Here is an 18,153-nt window from a genome sequence, read left to right as displayed (position 1 = left end):
AGGATCAACCTGCCATGAGCACCTTCGATCTCACCCGGCTGCTGCCCGCCGACCACTTCAGCACGGCGCTGCGGCACGACGTCCGGACCGGCCTCACCGCCGAACCCAAGACGCTGCCGCCCAAGTGGTTCTACGACGCGCGCGGCAGCGAGCTGTTCGAGGAGATCACCCGGCTGCCCGAGTACTACCCGACCCGGGCCGAGCGCGCCATCCTCACCGCCCGGGCCGGCGAGATCGCCGCCGCCACCCGGGCCCGCACCCTGGTGGAGCTGGGCTCCGGCTCCTCCGAGAAGACCCGGCTGCTGCTGGACGCGCTGCGCGACCTCGGCACGCTGGAGGCGTACGTGCCGGTGGACGTCAGCGAGAGCGCGCTGACCGCGGCCGGCGAGGCGCTGGCCACCGAGTACCCGGACCTGGCGGTGCACGGCGTCCTGGCCGACTTCACCGCCCGGCTCGGCCTGCCGGTGGCCGGCGGCCCCCGGCTGGTCGCCTTCCTCGGCGGCACCCTCGGCAACCTGCTGCCGGCCGAGCGCGCCGCCTTCCTGCGCGGGCTGCGCGCCGCGCTCGACCCCGGCGACTTCCTGCTGCTCGGCACCGACCTGGTGAAGGACCCGGCGGTGCTGGTCGCCGCCTACGACGACGCGGCCGGGGTGACCGCGGAGTTCAACCGCAACGTGCTCGCCGTGCTGAACCGGGAGCTGGGCGCCGACTTCGAGCCGGAGACCTTCGCGCACGTGGCGCACTGGGACGCCGAGCGGGAGTGGATCGAGATGCGGCTGCGCTCGCTGGTCTCGCAGACCGTGAAGATCCCGGCGCTGGACCTGCCGGTGCACTTCGCCGAGGGCGAGGAGCTGCGCACCGAGGTGTCGGCGAAGTTCCGCCGGGAGCGGGTCGCCGAGGAGCTGTCGGCGGCCGGGCTGGAGCTCGCGGCCTGGTGGACGGACGAGCAGGGGCGGTTCGGACTGTCGCTGGCCCGGCCGGCTATTTGATCGTTCACTTTACTAATAACAGAAGGGTCTTGATCGCCATCTGATGTACAAGACTTGAACGTTGACGGGTTACGATCTCTCGGCTACCGCACTCAGCGTTGAGTACCAGGAGTCAAGATCGTGAGCGTCACCCAGCAGTCCGCGGGGCCCTCGGGCCCCGCGGAGCCTTCGGAGGCGGAGACCGGGCCGGCCCCGTCCGGCCGGCTCGGCTTCGTCGTCTTCATCACCGCCGCCGCGGCCCTCGGCGGTTTCCTGTTCGGCTACGACAGCTCCGTCATCAACGGCGCGGTCTCCGGCATCCAGGACAAGTTCGGTGTCGGCGACGGCGTGACCGGTCTGATCGTCTCCTCCGCGCTGCTGGGCTCGGCGGTCGGCGCGGCGCTGGCCGGCCGGTTCGCCGACCGCTACGGCCGGACCACCGTGATGAAGGCCGGCGCGCTGCTCTTCGCGGTGAGCGCGGTCGGCTCGATGCTGCCCTTCTCCGCCTGGGACCTCGCCCTGTGGCGGGTGCTCGGCGGAGCGGCCATCGGCATCGCCTCCGTGATCGCCCCGACCTACATCGCCGAGGTGGCGCCGGCCCAGTACCGCGGCCGGCTGGCCTCCTTCCAGCAGGCCGCCATCGTGCTCGGCATCGCGATCTCGCAGCTGGTCAACTGGCTGCTGGCGAACGCCGCCGGCGGCGAGACCCGCGGCCACCTGCTCGGCCTGGAGGCCTGGCAGTGGATGCTCGGCATCTGCGTGGTGCCGGCCGCCGTCTACTTCGCGCTCGCCTCGACCATCCCCGAGTCGCCGCGCTTCCTGGTCGCGGCCGGCCGTCTGGACGAGGCCCGCGCCGTCCTCGCCGACGTCGAGGGCGAGCACACCGACGCCGACGCCCGGATCGAGGAGATCCGCGGCCTGATCGACTCCGACCACCGCCCGCGCCTGCGCGACCTGCTCGGCGGGCGCTTCGGGCTGCTGCCGATCGTCTGGGCCGGCATCGGCCTGTCGGTCTTCCAGCAGCTGGTCGGCATCAATGTGATCTTCTACTACTCGTCGATCCTCTGGCAGTCGGTGGGCATCGACCAGTCGAACTCGCTGCTGATCAGCTTCGTCGGCTCGGTCATCAACATCCTCGGCGCCGTGATCGCGATCCTGCTGGTCGACCGGATCGGCCGCAAGCCGCTCGCCCTGATCGGCTCGGCCGGCATGGCCGTCGCCCTCGGCGCCTGCGCCTGGGCGTTCTCCTCCGCCACCGGCAGCGGCGACGACGTCGTGCTGCCCGACCTCCAGGGCACCGTGGCGCTGATCGCCGCCAACGCCTTCGTGCTGTTCTTCGCGCTCTCCTGGGGCGTGGTGGTCTGGGTGATGCTCGGCGAGATGTTCCCCAACCGGATCCGCGCCGCCGCGCTCTCGCTGGCCGCCTCCGCGCAGTGGCTCGCCAACTGGGCGATCACCGTGTCGTTCCCGGCCCTCTCGCGCTGGAACCTCGCCGCCACCTACCTCGCGTACGCGGTGTTCGCGGCGCTGTCCATCGTCTTCGTGGCGCGCTTCCTCAAGGAGACCAAGGGCGTGCGCCTGGAGGACATGGGATAGGCCGGGCGTGCCTGTCGGCCCCCGCACCCTAGCGCGAGAACGCCGGGGGCGGGGGCCGAATCGTTCACTCCCTGCGGTGCCCCGGACACCTCCGGTATCCCTGTCCGGCAGGAGGGATGTCCTTGATCTTCGACCGGCTTCGCACCCGCAGCACGCGCCGATCCGCCGCCACCGCGCCCGGCGGCGCCTGCCCCTACTCGCACGCCCACGTCCACGGCCACCTGGTGCCCGACGAGCCCCCCGGAACACCCGCTCCGCCGGCGGAACCCGACCAGCCGCTCACCGACCCCCGGCAGGCCGCCGACTTCATCCGGCAGTTCCACACCGAACAGCCCGCCGCCGGCGACCCGGAGGCACGGATACGCGCCGTCCTCGACGAGATCGACCGCACCGGCACCTACGAGCACACCCCCGACGAGCTCGCCCACGGCGCCAGGCTCGCCTGGCGCAACGCCGCCCGCTGCATCGGCCGGCTCTACTGGCGCAGCCTGGTGGTGCGCGACCTGCGCCACCTGTCCGCCGCCGACGACATCGCCACCGAGTGCTTCGCCCACCTGCGCACCGCCACCAACGGCGGCCGGATCCGCCCGGTGGTCTCGGTGTTCGCCCCCGACCGGCCCGGCCGTCCGGCCGCCCGGATCCTCAACCAGCAGCTCGTCCGCTACGCCGGCCACCCCGCACCGGACGGCCGGTGGATCGGCGACCCGGCCGGCGGGCAGCTCACCGCCCGGGCCCGGGACCTCGGCTGGAAGGGCGGCGAGGAGCGGTTCGAGGTGCTGCCGCTGCTCGTCCAGGAGCGGCCCGGCGAGCGGCCCGCGTGGTACGAGCTGCCCGAGGACACCACGCTGGAGGTCCGGCTCTCCCACCCCGAGCACCCGTGGTTCGCCGAGCTGGGCCTGCGCTGGTACGCGGTCCCGGCGATCAGCGACCTGACGCTGGAGATCGGCGGCGTGCGCTACCCCACCGCGCCGTTCAACGGCTGGTACATGGGCACCGAGATCGGCGCCCGCAACCTGGCCGATGCCGACCGCTACGACATGCTGGCCACCGTCGCCGGACGGCTCGGCCTGGACACCTCCAGCGATCGCACGCTCTGGCGGGACCGCGCTCTGGTGGAGCTGAACGTCGCGGTGCTGCACTCCTTCCAGCGGGCCGGGGTGACCATGGCCGACCACCACGGCGAGTCCGAGCGGTTCCTGCGGCACGTGGCGCGCGAGAAGCGGGCCGGCCGGCCGACACCCGCCGACTGGAGCTGGATCGTGCCACCGGTCTCCGGCGGGCTGACCCCCGTCTACCACCGGTACTACGACCCGGTGGACCCCGCGCTGCGGCCGGCGTTCGTGGCCCGCGAGCCCTGGTGATCCTGCTCCGTCCTCCGCTTCAGCCGTTCGAAGCGCAGCTCCAGCCCGTCGAGCAGCGCCTCCAGGCCCGTCTCGAAGGCGCCCTCGTCGACGGCCGCCCGGTGCTCGGCCAGCCGGTGCGCCTCGCCGAGGTGCGGGTAGTCGGCCGCGTCGTACACCCCGGCGTCCTCCGGGAAGCCGGCCGCGAAGGAGGCCAGCGCCGAGCCGGTGACGAAGTAGCGCATCAGCGCGCCGATCCTGGTCGCCTGCCCGCGCGGCCAGCCGGCCTCGACCAGGTGGCCGAAGACGGCGTCGGCCAGCCGCAGCGCGTTCGGCCGGCGCCCGGGGCCCTGGGCGAGCACCGGGACGATGTGGGGGTGGGCGGCGAGCGCGGCGCGGTAGGAGCGGGCCCAGTCGCGCAGCGCCCGCGGCCAGGGCGCACCGGGGGCGAACATCGACAGGTCGACCTCGCCCATCACGCCGTCCACCACCGCGTCCAGCAGCTCGTCCTTGGTCGCGAAGTGGTTGTAGAGGGAGGGTCCGCTCACCGAGAGCTCGCCGGCCAGCCGGCGGGTGGAGAGCGCGGCCAGCCCCTCCTCGTCGACCAGCCGCAGGGCGGCGGCGACGATGCGCTCGCGGCTGAGCAGGGGGGTGCGCGGGCGGGCCATCGGCTCGGTTCCTCCGGTCGGGTGGGGGTGGACCGATTCTGGCAGGTGCCCCTTCCCAGCGCGGCCGGTCGGGGCTACAGTCCCCTCATAAAACTTGCAGCGCTAGTTTAACTGGGGGCGCCCCGATGGACCTGGAACTCTCCGGGGAACAGGCCGCCGTCCGCGCACTCGCGGCCTCCTTCACCGACCGGGAGATCGTGCCGCACGCCGCCGCCTGGGACCGCGCCGAGTCGGTCGACCGCGCGATCGTCGGCAGGCTGGGCGAGGTCGGCTTCCTCGGCCTGACCGTCCCCGCGGAGTACGGCGGCAGCGGCGGCGACCACCTCGCCTACTGCCTGGTCCTGGAGGAACTGGGGCGGGGCGACTCCGCCGTGCGCGGCATCGTCTCGGTCTCGCTCGGCCTGGTCGCCAAGTCCGTCAACGCCTTCGGCACCGAGGAGCAGAAGCGGCACTGGCTGCCCCGGCTCACCTCCGGCGAGGCGCTCGGCTGCTTCGCCCTCACCGAGCCCGGCACCGGCTCCGACGCCGCCGGCCTCACCACCCGGGCCGTGCGCGAGGGTGACGGGTGGCTGCTCAGCGGCACCAAGACCTTCATCACCAACGGCACCTGGGCCGACGTCGCCCTCGTCTTCGCCCGCACCGGCGGGCCCGGCCACCGCGGCATCACCGCCTTCCTGGTCCCCACCGACCTGCCCGGCTTCAGCCGCACCGAGATCCACGGCAAGCTCGGCCTGCGCGGCCAGGCGACCGCCGAGCTCGCCTTCGACGGCGTCCGCGTCCCCGACGACGCCCGGCTCGGCGAGCTCGGCAAGGGCTTCACCGTCGCCATGGCGGCGCTCGCCAAGGGCCGGATGTCGGTCGCGGCCGGCTGCGTCGGCATCGCCCGGGCCTGCCTGGACGCCGCCGTCCGGTACGCGGGCGAGCGCGAGCAGTTCGGCGCGCCGATCGCCTCGCGCCAGTTGGTGCAGCAACTGCTCGCCGGGATCGCGGTGGACGTCGAGGCCGCACGGCTGCTCACCTGGAAGGTCGCCGACCACATCGAACGCGGCCTGCCCTTCGCCACCGAGTCCTCGGTGGCCAAGCTGTTCGCCTCCGAGGCCGCGGTGCGGGCCGCCAACAACGCCCTCCAGGTGTTCGGCGGCTACGGCTTCATCGACGAGTACCCCGTCGGCAAGTACCTGCGCGACGCCCGGGTGATGACCCTCTACGAGGGCACCAGCCAGATCCACCAGCTGCTCATCGGACGCGCGCTCACCGGCGTCAACGCCTTCTGACCCACCGTCCCCCTTCTCGACTAGGAGCCCGACGTCGTGCGTCCTGTCTACTTCGCCGCCGCCCGCCGCACACCCATCGGCCGGCTGCGCGGAGCGCTCGCCACGGTCCGCCCGGACGACCTCTCGGCCACCGTGCTGCGCGCCCTGCTCGCCGACCTGCCCGCCCTCGACCCGGCCCGGATCGACGACGTCTACTGGGGCGCCGCCAACCAGGCCGGCGAGGACAACCGCAACGCCGCCCGGATGGCCGTCCTGCTCGCCGGCCTGCCCGACAGCGTCCCCGGCGCCACCGTCAACCGGCTCTGCGCCTCCGGCCTGGAGGCGGTCACCATGGCCGCCCGGGCGATCGGCTCGGGCGAGGCGGACGTCGTGCTCGCCGGCGGCTGCGAGTCGATGACCCGCGCCCCCTTTGTCCTCCCCCGGCCCGACGAGGCGCTGCCGCACCGGATCGAGACCCACGACACCCGGCTCGGCTGGCGGCTCACCAACCCGCGGATGGCCGAGCTGCACGGTGTGCTCTCGATGGGCGAGACCGCCGAGGAGGTGGCCGGCCGGTACGGCATCACCCGGGAGCGCCAGGACGCCTTCGCGCTGCGCAGTCACCAGCGGGCCGCCGCCGCCCGCAAGGACGGCCGCTTCGACGCCGAGCTGATCGCGGTCGAGCGGGCCGACGGGGTGACCGTCACCGAGGACGAGTCGATCCGCGAGGACACCAGCCTGGAGAAGCTGGCCCGCCTCAAGCCCGCCTTCCGCCCCGGCGGCACGGTGACGGCGGGCAACGCCTCGCCGATGAACGACGGTGCGGCCGGGCTCGTCCTGGTCAGCGAGGAGGCTCTGCACGAGTTCGACCTGGAGCCGCTCGGCCGGTACGTGGCCGGCGCCTCGGCGGGCGTGCACCCGGACGTGATGGGCATCGGGCCGGTGCCGGCCACCCGCAAGGCGCTCGCCCGGGCCGGCTGGGCGCTGGACGCGGTCGAGGAGGCCGAGCTGAACGAGGCCTTCGCGGCCCAGGTGCTGGCCTCCGTCGACCAGTTGGGGATCGACCCGGAGCTGGTCAACCCGACCGGCGGCGCGATCGCGCTCGGCCATCCGCTCGGCGGCTCCGGCGCCCGGATCCTCACCACCCTGCTGCACCGGATGCGCCGCACCGGCGGGCGCCGGGGCCTGGCCACCATGTGCGTGGGCGTCGGCCAGGGCACGGCGGTGCTGGTGGAGTCCGCCTGACGGCGGGCGACCGGCTTTCGACGACTGACAACTGACGACTGACAGATTTCAGCTGACAGATGACAGCGAACAGATGACAGATTTCAGATAACAGATTCTGTCAGCTGTCAGCCGGACCGCCACTCCCCGAGGAGCACGCAGCATGACTCGTTTCGCAGGCAAGGTCGCCGTCGTCACCGGCGGGGCGCAGGGCATCGGCGCGGCCACCGCGCACCGGCTGGCCGAGGAGGGCGCGACGGTGGCCGTCGTCGACCTCTCGGCCGAGCGGGCCGCCGGGACGGCCCAGGAGATCGTCGCCAAGGGCGGCGCGGCCCGGGCGTACGGCTGCGACGTGGCCGACTACGACGCCGTGGAGGAGGTGTTCGCCCGGATCGCCGAGGACCTCGGCGGCCTGCACATCCTGGTCAACAACGCCGGGATCACCCGGGACAACCTGTTCTTCAAGATGCCCAAGGCCGACTGGGACGCGGTGCTGACGGTCAACCTGACCAGCGCCTACAACTGCAGCCACGTGGCGCAGAAGTACATGGTGGCGCAGAAGTGGGGCAAGATCGTCTCGCTCAGCTCGCGTTCGGCGCTCGGCAACCGCGGCCAGGCGAACTACGCCGCCGCCAAGGCCGGCATCCAGGGCCTGACCGCGACCCTCGCCATCGAGCTGGGCCCGTTCAACATCAACGTGAACGCGGTGGCCCCCGGCTACATCGCCACCCCGATGACCGCCGCGACCGCCGCCCGGGTCGGCGCCTCGGCCGAGGACCACCAGACCGAGGTGGCCGCCCGCACGCCGCTGCGGCGGGTCGGACAGCCCGAGGAGATCGCCTCGGTGGTCGCCTTCCTGGCGAGCGAGGACGCCTCGTACGTCAGCGGCCAGACCCTGTACGTCAACGGCGGGGCCCGCTGACCGGGCGCTGACACGACGAACTCCTCTGACGGTCAGTCAGCAGGCCGTCCCCGGTGTTGGGTTACCTTCACCTGGGACGGCCTTGACCTTTTCCGGTGGCCGAAGACGACCATGCCGACAGCATGAAATGACTATGGCATGATCATGCGGCTCTCGATGGGATGGCCGGACCACCCCGACCGATCCCGGTCGGGCCCAGCGTCCCGAGGAGTCCCATGGGCAGCTCCCACTCCCTCCGCCGCGCCCTGGCCGTGCTCGCCGTCGGGGCCACCGCCCTGGCGGCCGGCACCGTCTCCGCCGGCACCACCACGTCCGCCGGAGCGAGCGCACCGGTCACCCACCGCGCCGCGGGCGTCCACGTCCGCCCCGCCTCGGCCGGCCATGTGAACGCCGCCGGCCGCACGGCGCCGCTGACCACCTCGCAGTGCGTCAGCGAACTCGGCATCCACTGCTACTCCCCGCTCCAGTACCGCGAGGCCTACAACCTGAACACCCTCTACCGGGAGGGCGTCACCGGCAAGGGTCGCACCATCGTCATCGTCGACTCCTTCGGCTCGCCCACCATCCAGCACGACCTGGAGGTCTTCGACAAGCAGTGGGGCCTGCCGGACACCCAGGTCGAGGTGGTCAAGTGGGGCAACGTCCCGCCGTTCGACCCCACCAACCCCGACCACACCGGCTGGGCCGGCGAGGCCACCCTCGACGTCGAGTACGCGCACGCCGTCGCCCCGGACGCCCACATCATCCTGGTCGAGACCGGGGTCGCCGAGACCGAGGGGACCACCGGCCTGCCCGAGATGATGGACGCCGAACAGGCCCTCATCCGCTCCGGCCGGGCCGATGTCATCTCGCAGAGCTTCGGCGCCACCGAGAACACCTTCCCCGGCTTCGACAAGGGCGACTTCCGCTCGCTGACCGACCTGCGCTACGCCTTCAAGGAGGCCGCCGCCCACGACGTCACCGTGCTCGCCTCCTCCGGCGACAACGGTGCCACCGACGCCAAGGAGAACGGCACCGACCTCTACCCCTACCGGGTCAACTCCTGGCCCTCCTCCGACCCGCTGGTCACCTCCATCGGCGGCACCCAGCTCACCCTGGACGACACCGGCAGGCGCACCGCGCCCGACAAGGTCTGGCACGACGCGTACGGCGCGGGCGGCGGCGGGGTCTCCGGCGTGTTCGAGCGGCCGCTGTACCAGGCGGGCGTGGCCAGGGTCACCGGCAACCACCGCGGCACCCCCGACATCAGCATGAGCGCGGCCGTCGACGGCGGCGCCTGGACGTACGAGTCCTACGACCCCACCCGAACCGGCTGGCACCTCACCGGCGGCACCAGCGAGGCGGCACCGATCTTCTCCGGCGTGGTCGCCCTCGCCGACCAGCTCGCCGGCCGCCGCCTCGGTCAGCTCAACTGGCGCCTCTACGGCCTCGACCTGCTCCCCTCGCAGCGCAGCGGCCTGGTCGACGTGACCACCGGCGACAACTCCTGGGACAGCGTCACCGGCTACCAGGCCACCAAGGGCTACGACCTCGCCAGCGGCCTCGGCACCATCGACGCCGCCCGCTTCGTCCACGCCCTCGCGGGACGGTAGAGCACGAAGCGGCCGTCCCCGCCGTGGGGACGGCCGCCTTCGGCGCGGTCGTCAGATCGTCTGCGCGAACTCGACGAAGGACTGCCAAGCGGCCGGGGAGAAGGCGAGCTGAGGACCGGACTTGTCCTTGGAATCACGCACCAGGACGGACTCGGCAGCCTCGGCGACCTCAACGCAAGCGCCGCCCTCGCCACCGCTGTAGCTGCTCTTGAACCACACCAGATCGCCGCTCATCGCTCTCCCAGCATCTTCTCGATCAAGGACAGGGAATCCTGCGGAGAGTGCGCCTGCGCCCTTAGGGTGCCGTACCGCACGTTCAGGAGGCGGACCTCCTCCGCATCCGTGATGAGCCTACCGTTCATCTGGACTTCCATATAGCCGGTCTGCGGGCGTCCCTTGGGCGTGATCAGGATGAACGAACCGTCCATACCAGCGTTCTCGGCGCGGTCCATCGGCATGATCTGAAGCGTCATGCCGCGGGTGTCCCCGATCTCCAGGAACCGTTCGAGCTGCCTCCGGTGTACCTCCGGACCACCGAGCCTCCGGTGCAGAACACCCTCGTCGATCACCCAGCTGAAGACCGCACGGGGCCACCGGGCAAGGATCTCCTGTCGCGCCATCCGGGCCGCCACCCGGATCTCGACCAACTCCTCCGCCAGCAGCGGCTGCCGCATCTGGAACACCGCCCGGGCGTAGTCCTCCGTCTGGAGCAGTCCCGGCGCCAGGTAGGCACTCCAGTCATGGTGTTCGAGGGCCGACGCCTCCAGGCTGGCGTAGTTCCGGAACCACTCGGGGTGCCGCACGCGCGCCCTGGCCTTCGCCCGCTCGATGTCGCCCGCCATGGCGATCAGCAGCCCTCTCGCGTCCAACACCCGCTCCGACGCCTCCAGCAGCTCGCGCTGCGGCGTCCGCTTCCCCTGCTCCACCGCGCCGATCAGGCTCTCGGTGTAGCCGACCTCCTTGGCGAATTCCTTCTGCGTCATCCCCGCCAGCTCACGCAGCAGCTTGATCTGCCGACCGACCGCCCGCAGGAAGTCCGACAACCCCGAAAGGTCCTCGTCCAACTGCGGACGCGTCACGTCGCTGCTCTCGCCGCCACCCTGAACCTCATCCATTTCGGCCTCCCCTGATCTCCACTACGCCGCACCGTCCGCACACGTGCAAGCACGCACCGTGCCCACCGAATGCACCGTCAGCGTAATCCGGGAGAAAGCCCGTTCCCCCAGGATCCGCAGTCCCCCTCGGCACCCCCGGGGCCGCCCTCCACCTCCGAGAGCCGCCTCCGACCCCCGCCCCGCCGAACCACAGGCGACCGTCCCGGTGCTCAACTCACCTGCACCGGAGGCGCTTCCACCCGCACTGGGTCACACTCGCGGAGCCGGCCGCCAACGGCACACACCGGGGCGCGGGTTCGCGTCGCACCTCGCGCTCACCTCCACGCGCCGGGCGTGCACCACCGCGCTCCGCACCTGCTCGCGACCGTTGGCGGACACGCCCGGAGTGGGAAGTCGGACCGGCCGACTTCCCACTCCGTCAGTCGGTCGCCGTCGCGGCGAGAAAGGCCAGCCTGCGGCGGTCCGGGCCGACGGCCAGCACCCCCAGGTCCCACACCACCCGGTGGAACCACGGGGTGTCCGCACCGAACCGGTACCAGGCACAGCGGCGGACGTGCTCCTCGACCTCGCCCGGCGACGCGTCCGCCCGTGCCCCGGCGAGCCCGGCCAGCGCGCGCCAGGCGTGAAGCCGGCCGTACGCGCCGTAGCAGCCTGACTCGTACGGGCCGCCGGTGGACGCCGCGGCGAACAGCACCCGCCAGACCTCGGCGGGCTCGACGGCGACCACACCGAACGCGGTGGCCTTCCCCGGCGGTGGCAGTTGCCCCAAGTCGGCCAGGCAGTCCGGACTCAGCCCGACGAGGGCGTACGGCACCGCTCCCGGTTCCAAGGGCTCCGAGAACGCGAAGGTCCGCGCCTCGACGCGGGCCTCCGACTGCTCACCCTCGTCCACCCAGTTGGCCACCGGTGCCGCCAGGGCCTCGGCGATCGCGGCGGTTGTCGTCTCCACCGCCGCCGGCACGCGGCCAGCACCGAGGCCAGGTAGCGGTCACGCTCCGGATCCTCCGGCCCGGCCGCGGCGAGCATCCGCAGCAGCTGCCCGACGTGCCCGGCGCCCGGGCGTCACCGCGAGCAGCCGCACCAGCCGGTCGAAGAGCCTGTCGAACTCCGCCGCCGAGCGATGGTGCCGCGCCAGCCCGATGCCGAGGTCCGCCACGAAGGTCGCCCCGCCGTGCTTGAGGCCACGGCCCGCCAGCCTCTCCATCTTCCGAGCGTTCCGGCTGGTCAGCGGCTTCGTGAGGATCTTCGACAGCGCATCGTCCACGGCGGTGAGCACAGGCGGCCGCCGGGGTGCGGTCGCCCGGGTTTCCCGGTCGCTCAGTCTTCCGGTGCCCGGTCCCGGGCCATCGCCCGGGCCTCCCAGGGTTCGAGCCCGCCCCGGAGAACCCGGGAATCCCGCCAGGTCCCCTCCCCGGCCAGCGGGACGCCCACCAACAGGTGGCGGCCCGACTGGGTCACCTCGACCTCACCGGCGATGACGGCCCGAAGGAAGTCGAGCGCGAGGCAGGTCGGCACCCAGTCGAAGACGTAGTCGTCGAACACGATCCGGCAGGAGTCGCTGCCGTCCACCAGCATGACGATGAAGAAGTGGTCCTCCCAGGCCCCCAGACGGAGGTCGAAGGATCGCGGCGGAGCGACCGGCACCACCTCCACCTCCTCGAACAGGCCCGACGCCTCGACCTCCGCGACGAACTCCGCCACGTCCACCGACGGCCAGGGCTCGCCGGTCCGCAGGGAGCGTTCGGCGTGGCGGCGGTTCTCCTGCCACCGGGCCAAGGCGTTCGTGATCGCCGACAGGGCGCCCATCCCGGATCAGGCGGAGCCGGGATGGGCGGCGGCGAGGGTCGCGAGGTGGCGTTCGGCGGCACGGAGCTTGCGGCCGTCGGGGCCCGGGAGGTGGGCGCGCAGTTCGATGATCTCCGGGGCGATCCGGAGCGCCTCCGCGCGGTCCGGGATCGCCCGCCAGCAGGCCTCGGCGTTGGTCGCGGCGTGCTGGGTCTCCGGGTGCTCGACCCCGTGGCTGCGGAGCATGGAGAGGGCGACCTCGCGGTAGATGTCGGCTGCCTCGGCGGGCCGCCCCGCGAGGCGGGAGACGTGCGCGCGGACCTGACGGACCTGCAGCACCGGGGCGGAGTCCGGACCGTGCTCGGCCATCGCCTCCAGTTCGAGGGCGAAGGCCAGGTCGGTGGCGGTCGCGTGGTCGCCGGCGTCAGCGCTGTGGACGATCCGGCCGATCACCTCGCGGTAGTCGGCGCGGGGCTGGGAGAGGTCCGCCTCGGGGGCGGGCTCGGCCTCGGGGGCGGACTCCTCGGTCGCCACCGCCACGGCCACCGCCACCGGCTCGGGCTCGGGCGCAGCCTCGACCTCGGGCTCGTCGGCGCGCTCGTCGGCGGGCGCGGGAGCGGGCTCGTCGACCGGCACCGGCACCGGCTCGGCCTCGGGTTCGGGCTCAGGGGCCGGCAGCTGCCAGGCGCCGGGCTTCACGAGGTCGACCGGCTGCGGCGGGAGCGGCGGTGTGGGCGGCACGCCGGGCTTGAGCAGGTTCACCGGCCCCTCGGGCAACGGCCCCTCGGACAGCGGTCGATCGGGCAGCGGTCGATCGGGCACCGGGGCGGCCACGACGACGGCCGGCTTGTCCAGGACGACGGCCGGACGCGGCACCGCGTCGCGCGGCGCTTCGCCCCACGGCCGCTCGTCCGGCCACGCCGCCTCCTCGTGGGCGGCGGCCGGGCGGGGCAGCACGGCGGCCGGGCTCGGTCCCTCGTACGGGACGGCGTCGGCGAACGGTCCCTCGCCGCGCCGGGCGGTGTTGCGGAAGAACGGGCGGTCCGGCGCGTGCGTGCTGAACACGACCACGTCCGGGCGCAGCACCGAGTACACCTGCTGGCGCAGCTGTTCGGGCGCCAGGACGGCTTCGGCGCCCGGACGGCCGCCGTGCAGGGCCTCGATCAGCGCGCGGGTGAACGTGCCGATCTGCTCCGGGTCGGGGCTGACCACCGCCCACAGCGGCAGGCCCTCGCCGAGCGAGGAGACGGTGCCCTGGAGCAGCGGCCAGGCGTTCGGATCGGCGCTCAGGTCGGCGATGACCAGGGTCTGCCACTCCGCCGGGCGGTGCCGCAGCTCACCGGCGACCGCCTGCCAGGCGAGGCCGTCCTGACGGATGCTGCCGGGCTTGGAGTCCCGCAGGGTGAGGTGGAGTTGGCCGCCGCGCTTGTCGGCGAGCAGGTGGCCGCCGAGGTGGACGAGCAGCGGTCCGGGGTGGCGGGCGGCCGCGCGCAGGTGGGCGAGGACGGTGTGCGGGTCGCTCGCGCCGGGCAGGTGGACGGCGTCGACGGCGTCGGCGGCGAGCAGGACCTGCGGGGAGACGGCGGCGAGCATCGCGGACAGCACCGGCGCCTGGGCCGGTCCGCCGCGCCCCCAGGTGCGGCGGCCGGAGGCGCCGTAACCGCCCTCGACGACCAGGATCCGGCCGCGCGGCCCGCCGCCCAGGCCGCCGGGACCGGGCAGGCCGTGCGCAGGGGTGGCACCGGGAGCGTTGTACGGCGGCGGGACGGCCGTTCCACCGGGGGCACCGCCCATGGCGGGCATGCCGGTGACGGTCCATCCGGTGGACGGCGCGGGCGGTCCGGGCACCGGGCCGGGCGCGGGCAGCGGGGCGGGGGGCTCGTACAGAGCGGCCGGGCCGGGCGGGTGCTCCTCGTAGGCGTTGCGCGCGGGCGGCGGCGGTACGGCGTCCCGGGGACCCGCGTCCGGTACGGGCTCCGGACCTCCGGGGACCGCCTTCGTCTCCGCCATCTCCAGGTCACCGCCCCGCCCCGCCGCCCAGCGGCGTTCTGCTGCCTCGTACCCCGCGTGGCGCTGGTCACCACACCCGTGTGCGCCACCCTACGAGATCCCGCCACACACGATCCAGGCCGGGTCGACCTTCCGCCCGCCCCTCCCCCCGGAGTGGGAAGTCGGCCACGCCGACTTCCCACTCCCAGGTCCTGAACACCAAGCACACCGTCAAGCAGCCACCCGCAGAAAGGTTTCACCCCCCGGCCACCAGAACGAAAAGTCGACCACCCCGACTTCCCACCCCCGAAGCCGGCGCGGAGCAAGCAGAAAGGTTTCACCACCCCGCCGACCTCCCACCCCCAGGCCCACCCCCAACAGTCACGACATCAGAGCGGCCCCCGAACCCTCAGCGGGCGAACAGGACCCGTCGGGCGGAGTGGAAAGTCGGCCCCATCGACTTTCCACTCCGCGGGCCAACCTGACAGCCAGCACACCAAGCAGGGAAACCACCCGGGCAGCGGAACAGGAAGTCGACCCCGCCGACTTTCCCATCCCAGCGCGCCCAGCAAGGCGAGGCACCAGGGCAGCCGAGAAGCAGGCAGAAAGGTTTCGCCCCCCCGGGCGGCGGAACAGGAAGTCGACCCCGCCGACTTCCCCATCCCAGCAGACCCCGGCACGCCGGGCAGCAGGGTGGGCGCAAGAGCGGCAGAAAGGTTTCGCCTCTCGGTGACGGTGGAGTGGGAAGTCGATGACACCGACTTCCCAGTCCCTCAGCCAGCCCTGCAGCCAGCCCATCAAACAGGGGAAGCGGCCGGGCGGCGGAGTAGGAAGTCGGCTACACCGACTTCCTACTCCGGGGGGTCAGGAGCCGGCGAGGAGGTCGCGGAGGAGGGCCACGGTGTCGGCGTCCAGGTCGCGGCCGGTGCGGCGGCTGAGGGCGTCGAGGCGGTTGACGGCGCGCAGGAGCTGGTCGCGGGCGCCGGCGGAGGCGTAGGCGTAGAACAGGTCGCGGTGCAGCAGTTCGACGTCCGGGGCGACGGCGAGGCCGCGGAAGACGGCGGCCTCGGCGCTGCGGTGGTCGCCGTACTGCAGGCGGCGGGCGGCGAGTTCGTGAGCGGTGTCGACGATCGCGGCGATCATGTCCTGCCGCTCGCTCTCGGCCCAGCCGTAGGCGGCCGGCGGGGCCTCGGCGAACGGGGCGCCGCGGACCAGGGCGAGGGCGTGGGCGAGGGCCGCGTCGGCGGTGGCGCTGGTGCTGCGCATGCCGCGCCGGTAGAGGCTGCGGAACTCGTCCCAGTCGCAGGTGACGGCCGGCGCGAAGGTGTAGCCCTCGACCGAGTCGGTGGCCAGGAACGGCCGGCCGTCCGGGGCGGTGCCCAGCCAGGCGGCCAGGTCGGCGAGCTTGACGGGCAACGGGCTTCCGCCGTCGGCCGCGGTGGGGTGCGGGTCGAGGTGGGCCGCGCCGGGGTGCAGGTCGTGGTCGAGGGCGTTGTGGTCGGCGCCGGGGCGCAGGGCCAGGTAGGCCGCGAGTTCGGTGAGCCGGACGAGCGCGCCGGGTTCGGCGCTGCCGCCGGTGCCCGCGACGTCGACCGGGCCGAGCAGGCGGATCCGGGGGGTGGCCCGGGTGGCGTGCGCCTCCGGGGAGCGGAGGATGGCGAGCAGGTCGTCGCTGTCGCTACGGCCGGAGGTGGTGCGGGCGACCGGGGCGGACGCGGCCGGACCGGGCTCGGGGCGGGCGGGCACGCGCGGGTCGGCGGCCGTGGGGGCCGGGGCCGGGTCGTGGGTCGGCACCGGCTCGGGGATCCGCTCGGGCGCCGGGACCGGGGCGGGCGCGGGGATCGCCGCCGGGACGGGCGCGGCGTCGAGCGCGGGCGCCGGGGCCACCGGGGCCACCGCCTGAACGGGCGCAACAGGCGCAACCGGCTCAGCGGGAGGAACAGCGGGGACAGCGGGAGCAGCGGAACCAACGGGCGCGACGGGCGCGACGGCCTCGGGCAGGCCGAGGTTCTGCGTGGTCTCGTCCCCGTCGAAGCCGCCCGATCCGTCCGGATCCTCCGTCGCCGGTTCCACGACCGGCTCCACCACCGGCTCCACGACCGGCACCGCGGGCACCGGCGCGACCGGGAACGTGACCGGGAAGGCGGCCGCCGGTCCGGTCGGCACCGCGGCGGCGCCGGCCTGGCGGCCGAGCCCGTTGATCAGGTGGCGCGGGGCGGGCAGCGCGGCCGGTCCGGCGCCCGCGAACGGGCTGGCGCCGGTGCCGATCACCCGGGCCAGCAGCCGCGGCCCGGCCGCCCCGGGACCGCCGTCGGCGTCCGCGTCCTGGTCGTCCCCGTCGTCCGGGCCACCCAGGGCGGCGTCCAGCGCGGCGAGCGAGAAGCCGCCCGCCGGGCCGTCCGCGCCCGGGCCCGCGGCGGCGCCGACGCCGGCGAGCACCGGGACGGGCACCGGCAGGTCGGCGGGCTCCAGCTCCTCGCCGTCCAGGGTCCAGGCGGGGGCGGGGTGCTGGGTGGTGTCGTCAGCGCTCCGGAGCAGCTCGGTGACCTGCTCGTACTGGCCGGTGGTCAGGCGCTGCAGCTCCAGGGAGACGTTCAGGCCGGGGATGACGGCCTGGCCGGTGGCCGGGAGGGTCCAGCGGGCGACCGGGCCGGTGCCGCGCTCGGGTGCCCGGGTGACCACGGCGACGCAGGTGCGGGGGCGGGCGTCGAGCAGCCGGCCCAGCTCGGCCGGGACCTCCCCGCCGGGCTGGTGGGCACAGAGCACGATCTCGGGGACCCAGGACTCGTCGGCCAGGCCGCGGCTGCGGGCGTCCCGGGGGCTGGCGGCCTCGGCGGCCACCAGCGTCGCGCGGGCCTTGGCGGTGCGCGGGCCGAGGGCGGCGAGCGCGGCCTCCAGGGTGGTGTGGCGGTGGATCCGCTCGGCGGCGGGACCGCTGATCGGCACCTCCTCGGCGAGGTCGACCAGGTGCAGGTGGAGACGGTCGGCGAGCGGGCTGTGGGCGAGTTCCAGCGCGAGGGTGCGCAGCACGTCACGGGCGTCGTCCGGGTGGCCGGAGAGGTGCAGCAGCCGGACGGTCTCCAGGTCGGCGAGGACCACCGAGCCGTCGGCGGCCGAGCCGAGGGTGACCAGCGCCGGGTAGGGGGCGGCGGTCTTGCGGGCCTGGCCGGGCGAGAGCAGGCCGTCGGAGTCGGCGGCGCACCACCAGATGTTGGGCGCGTGGGCGGCGCGGAACGGCGCGATGGGGGCGGCGGCCCCGGAGAGGTGGAGTTCGACCGTGCGGCCGGGGGTGATCCGCGCGGCGACGATCGCGGGCAGCCGCTTGCCGCCGCGCACGGTGTTGCGGGCCATGCTGCGCAGGGCGCGGTCGAGCAGGTCGAGGCCGGCGTCGTCCTGGCGGGCCTTCAGCTCCGCCTCGAAGGCGGCGGCGGGGGCGGTGGGAAGGGCGATGCGGTGCCGGGGGCGGCGGCCGCGCAGCTGGCCGCCGCGCTTGCGGGCGACGGTGCCGACCATGATCGCGGCGAGCAGCACGCCGACGGTCGAGGCGGCGAGGGCCACGGTGTAGTCGTCGTCGGGGGCCTGCTCGGCGTGGGCGGCGGGCGCCTGGGCGTCGGCGTGCGCGGCGGGCGCGGACGGCTGACCGGGCGCCGGGGTCTGCGCGGGCGCGGGGGCCTGGGCGGCGGGCGCGGGGGCCTCGGCGG

General features: G+C 74.1%; 15 protein-coding genes. 7 read left to right on the top strand and 8 right to left on the bottom strand.

The features are described from left to right. Nucleotides 1-14: 14 nt before the first annotated feature. From egtD to ACFVVU_RS25070, 3 genes are all read left to right on the top strand, one after another. On the top strand, nt 15-989 hold the full coding sequence (egtD, locus tag ACFVVU_RS25080) for an L-histidine N(alpha)-methyltransferase (protein WP_387792318.1): 975 nt from the start codon (nt 15-17) through the stop codon (nt 987-989). A gap of 120 nt (nt 990-1,109) precedes the next feature. Further along, nucleotides 1,110-2,564 (top strand): sugar porter family MFS transporter, encoded by a 1,455-nt coding sequence (locus ACFVVU_RS25075; protein WP_387792317.1) that lies wholly within the window; start codon nt 1,110-1,112, stop codon nt 2,562-2,564. Nucleotides 2,565-2,680: 116 nt separating this feature from the next. Beyond that, on the top strand, nt 2,681-3,925 hold the full coding sequence (locus tag ACFVVU_RS25070; protein WP_387792316.1) for a nitric oxide synthase oxygenase: 1,245 nt from the start codon (nt 2,681-2,683) through the stop codon (nt 3,923-3,925). On the opposite strand, the gene ACFVVU_RS25065 is transcribed toward ACFVVU_RS25070, so the two are convergent. Then, a complete protein-coding gene (locus ACFVVU_RS25065; protein WP_380683480.1) occupies nt 3,868-4,572 on the bottom strand; it encodes a TetR/AcrR family transcriptional regulator C-terminal domain-containing protein in 705 nt (234 codons plus the stop codon). The genes ACFVVU_RS25070 and ACFVVU_RS25065 overlap by 58 nt on opposite strands. A 125-nt stretch (nt 4,573-4,697) precedes the next feature. Here ACFVVU_RS25065 and ACFVVU_RS25060 point away from each other — a divergent pair, with 125 nt between their 5' ends. The 4 genes from ACFVVU_RS25060 to ACFVVU_RS25045 all read left to right on the top strand — a co-directional run bounded on the left by ACFVVU_RS25060 (nt 4,698) and on the right by ACFVVU_RS25045 (nt 9,563). Beyond that, entirely contained in the window at nt 4,698-5,846 is a 1,149-nt protein-coding gene (locus ACFVVU_RS25060) for an acyl-CoA dehydrogenase family protein (RefSeq protein ID WP_387792314.1), read from the top strand. Between the two features lie 36 nt (nt 5,847-5,882). Beyond that, nucleotides 5,883-7,070: a thiolase family protein gene (locus ACFVVU_RS25055; protein ID WP_380683482.1), complete on the top strand. Its 1,188-nt coding sequence runs from the start codon at nt 5,883-5,885 to the stop codon at nt 7,068-7,070. Nucleotides 7,071-7,212: 142 nt separating this feature from the next. After that, nucleotides 7,213-7,971, top strand: a complete 759-nt coding sequence (gene fabG / locus ACFVVU_RS25050; protein WP_387792312.1) for a 3-oxoacyl-ACP reductase FabG — start codon at nt 7,213-7,215, stop codon at nt 7,969-7,971. 215 nt (nt 7,972-8,186) lie between these two features. After that, a complete protein-coding gene (locus ACFVVU_RS25045) occupies nt 8,187-9,563 on the top strand; it encodes a S8 family serine peptidase (protein WP_380683484.1) in 1,377 nt (458 codons plus the stop codon). 51 nt (nt 9,564-9,614) lie between these two features. On the opposite strand, the gene ACFVVU_RS25040 is transcribed toward ACFVVU_RS25045, so the two are convergent. From ACFVVU_RS25040 to ACFVVU_RS25010, 7 genes are all read right to left on the bottom strand, one after another. Further along, nucleotides 9,615-9,797 carry a DUF397 domain-containing protein gene (locus ACFVVU_RS25040; RefSeq protein ID WP_387792310.1) on the bottom strand — a complete coding sequence of 61 codons (183 nt, stop codon included), beginning with the start codon at nt 9,795-9,797 and terminating at the stop codon, nt 9,615-9,617. Beyond that, nucleotides 9,794-10,678, bottom strand: coding sequence for a Scr1 family TA system antitoxin-like transcriptional regulator (locus ACFVVU_RS25035; RefSeq protein ID WP_387792309.1), 885 nt, complete (start codon nt 10,676-10,678; stop codon nt 9,794-9,796). The genes ACFVVU_RS25040 and ACFVVU_RS25035 overlap by 4 nt, the downstream gene beginning before the upstream one ends. A gap of 418 nt (nt 10,679-11,096) precedes the next feature. Further along, nucleotides 11,097-11,639, bottom strand: coding sequence for a DUF6183 family protein (locus ACFVVU_RS25030; protein WP_387792307.1), 543 nt, complete (start codon nt 11,637-11,639; stop codon nt 11,097-11,099). A 27-nt stretch (nt 11,640-11,666) separates the two neighbouring features. Next, complete coding sequence (locus tag ACFVVU_RS25025) at nt 11,667-11,942, bottom strand: DUF6183 family protein (RefSeq protein WP_387792306.1); 276 nt, start codon at nt 11,940-11,942, stop codon at nt 11,667-11,669. Between the two features lie 53 nt (nt 11,943-11,995). Then, on the bottom strand, nt 11,996-12,484 hold the full coding sequence (locus ACFVVU_RS25020) for a hypothetical protein (protein ID WP_387792305.1): 489 nt from the start codon (nt 12,482-12,484) through the stop codon (nt 11,996-11,998). 6 nt (nt 12,485-12,490) lie between these two features. After that, the gene (locus tag ACFVVU_RS25015; protein ID WP_387792303.1) at nt 12,491-14,473 is read right to left on the bottom strand and encodes a hypothetical protein; all 1,983 of its coding nucleotides are present in this window, start codon (nt 14,471-14,473) and stop codon (nt 12,491-12,493) included. 843 nt (nt 14,474-15,316) lie between these two features. Next, on the bottom strand, nt 15,317-18,153 hold a 2,837-nt coding region (locus ACFVVU_RS25010), incomplete at its 5' end, for a BTAD domain-containing putative transcriptional regulator (RefSeq protein ID WP_387792302.1).

Origin of the sequence: Kitasatospora sp. NPDC057965 (genome assembly GCF_042887135.1) — a bacterium.
Lineage (GTDB): Bacteria > Actinomycetota > Actinomycetes > Streptomycetales > Streptomycetaceae > Kitasatospora.
This window is presented reverse-complemented; position numbering and strand designations above follow the sequence as displayed.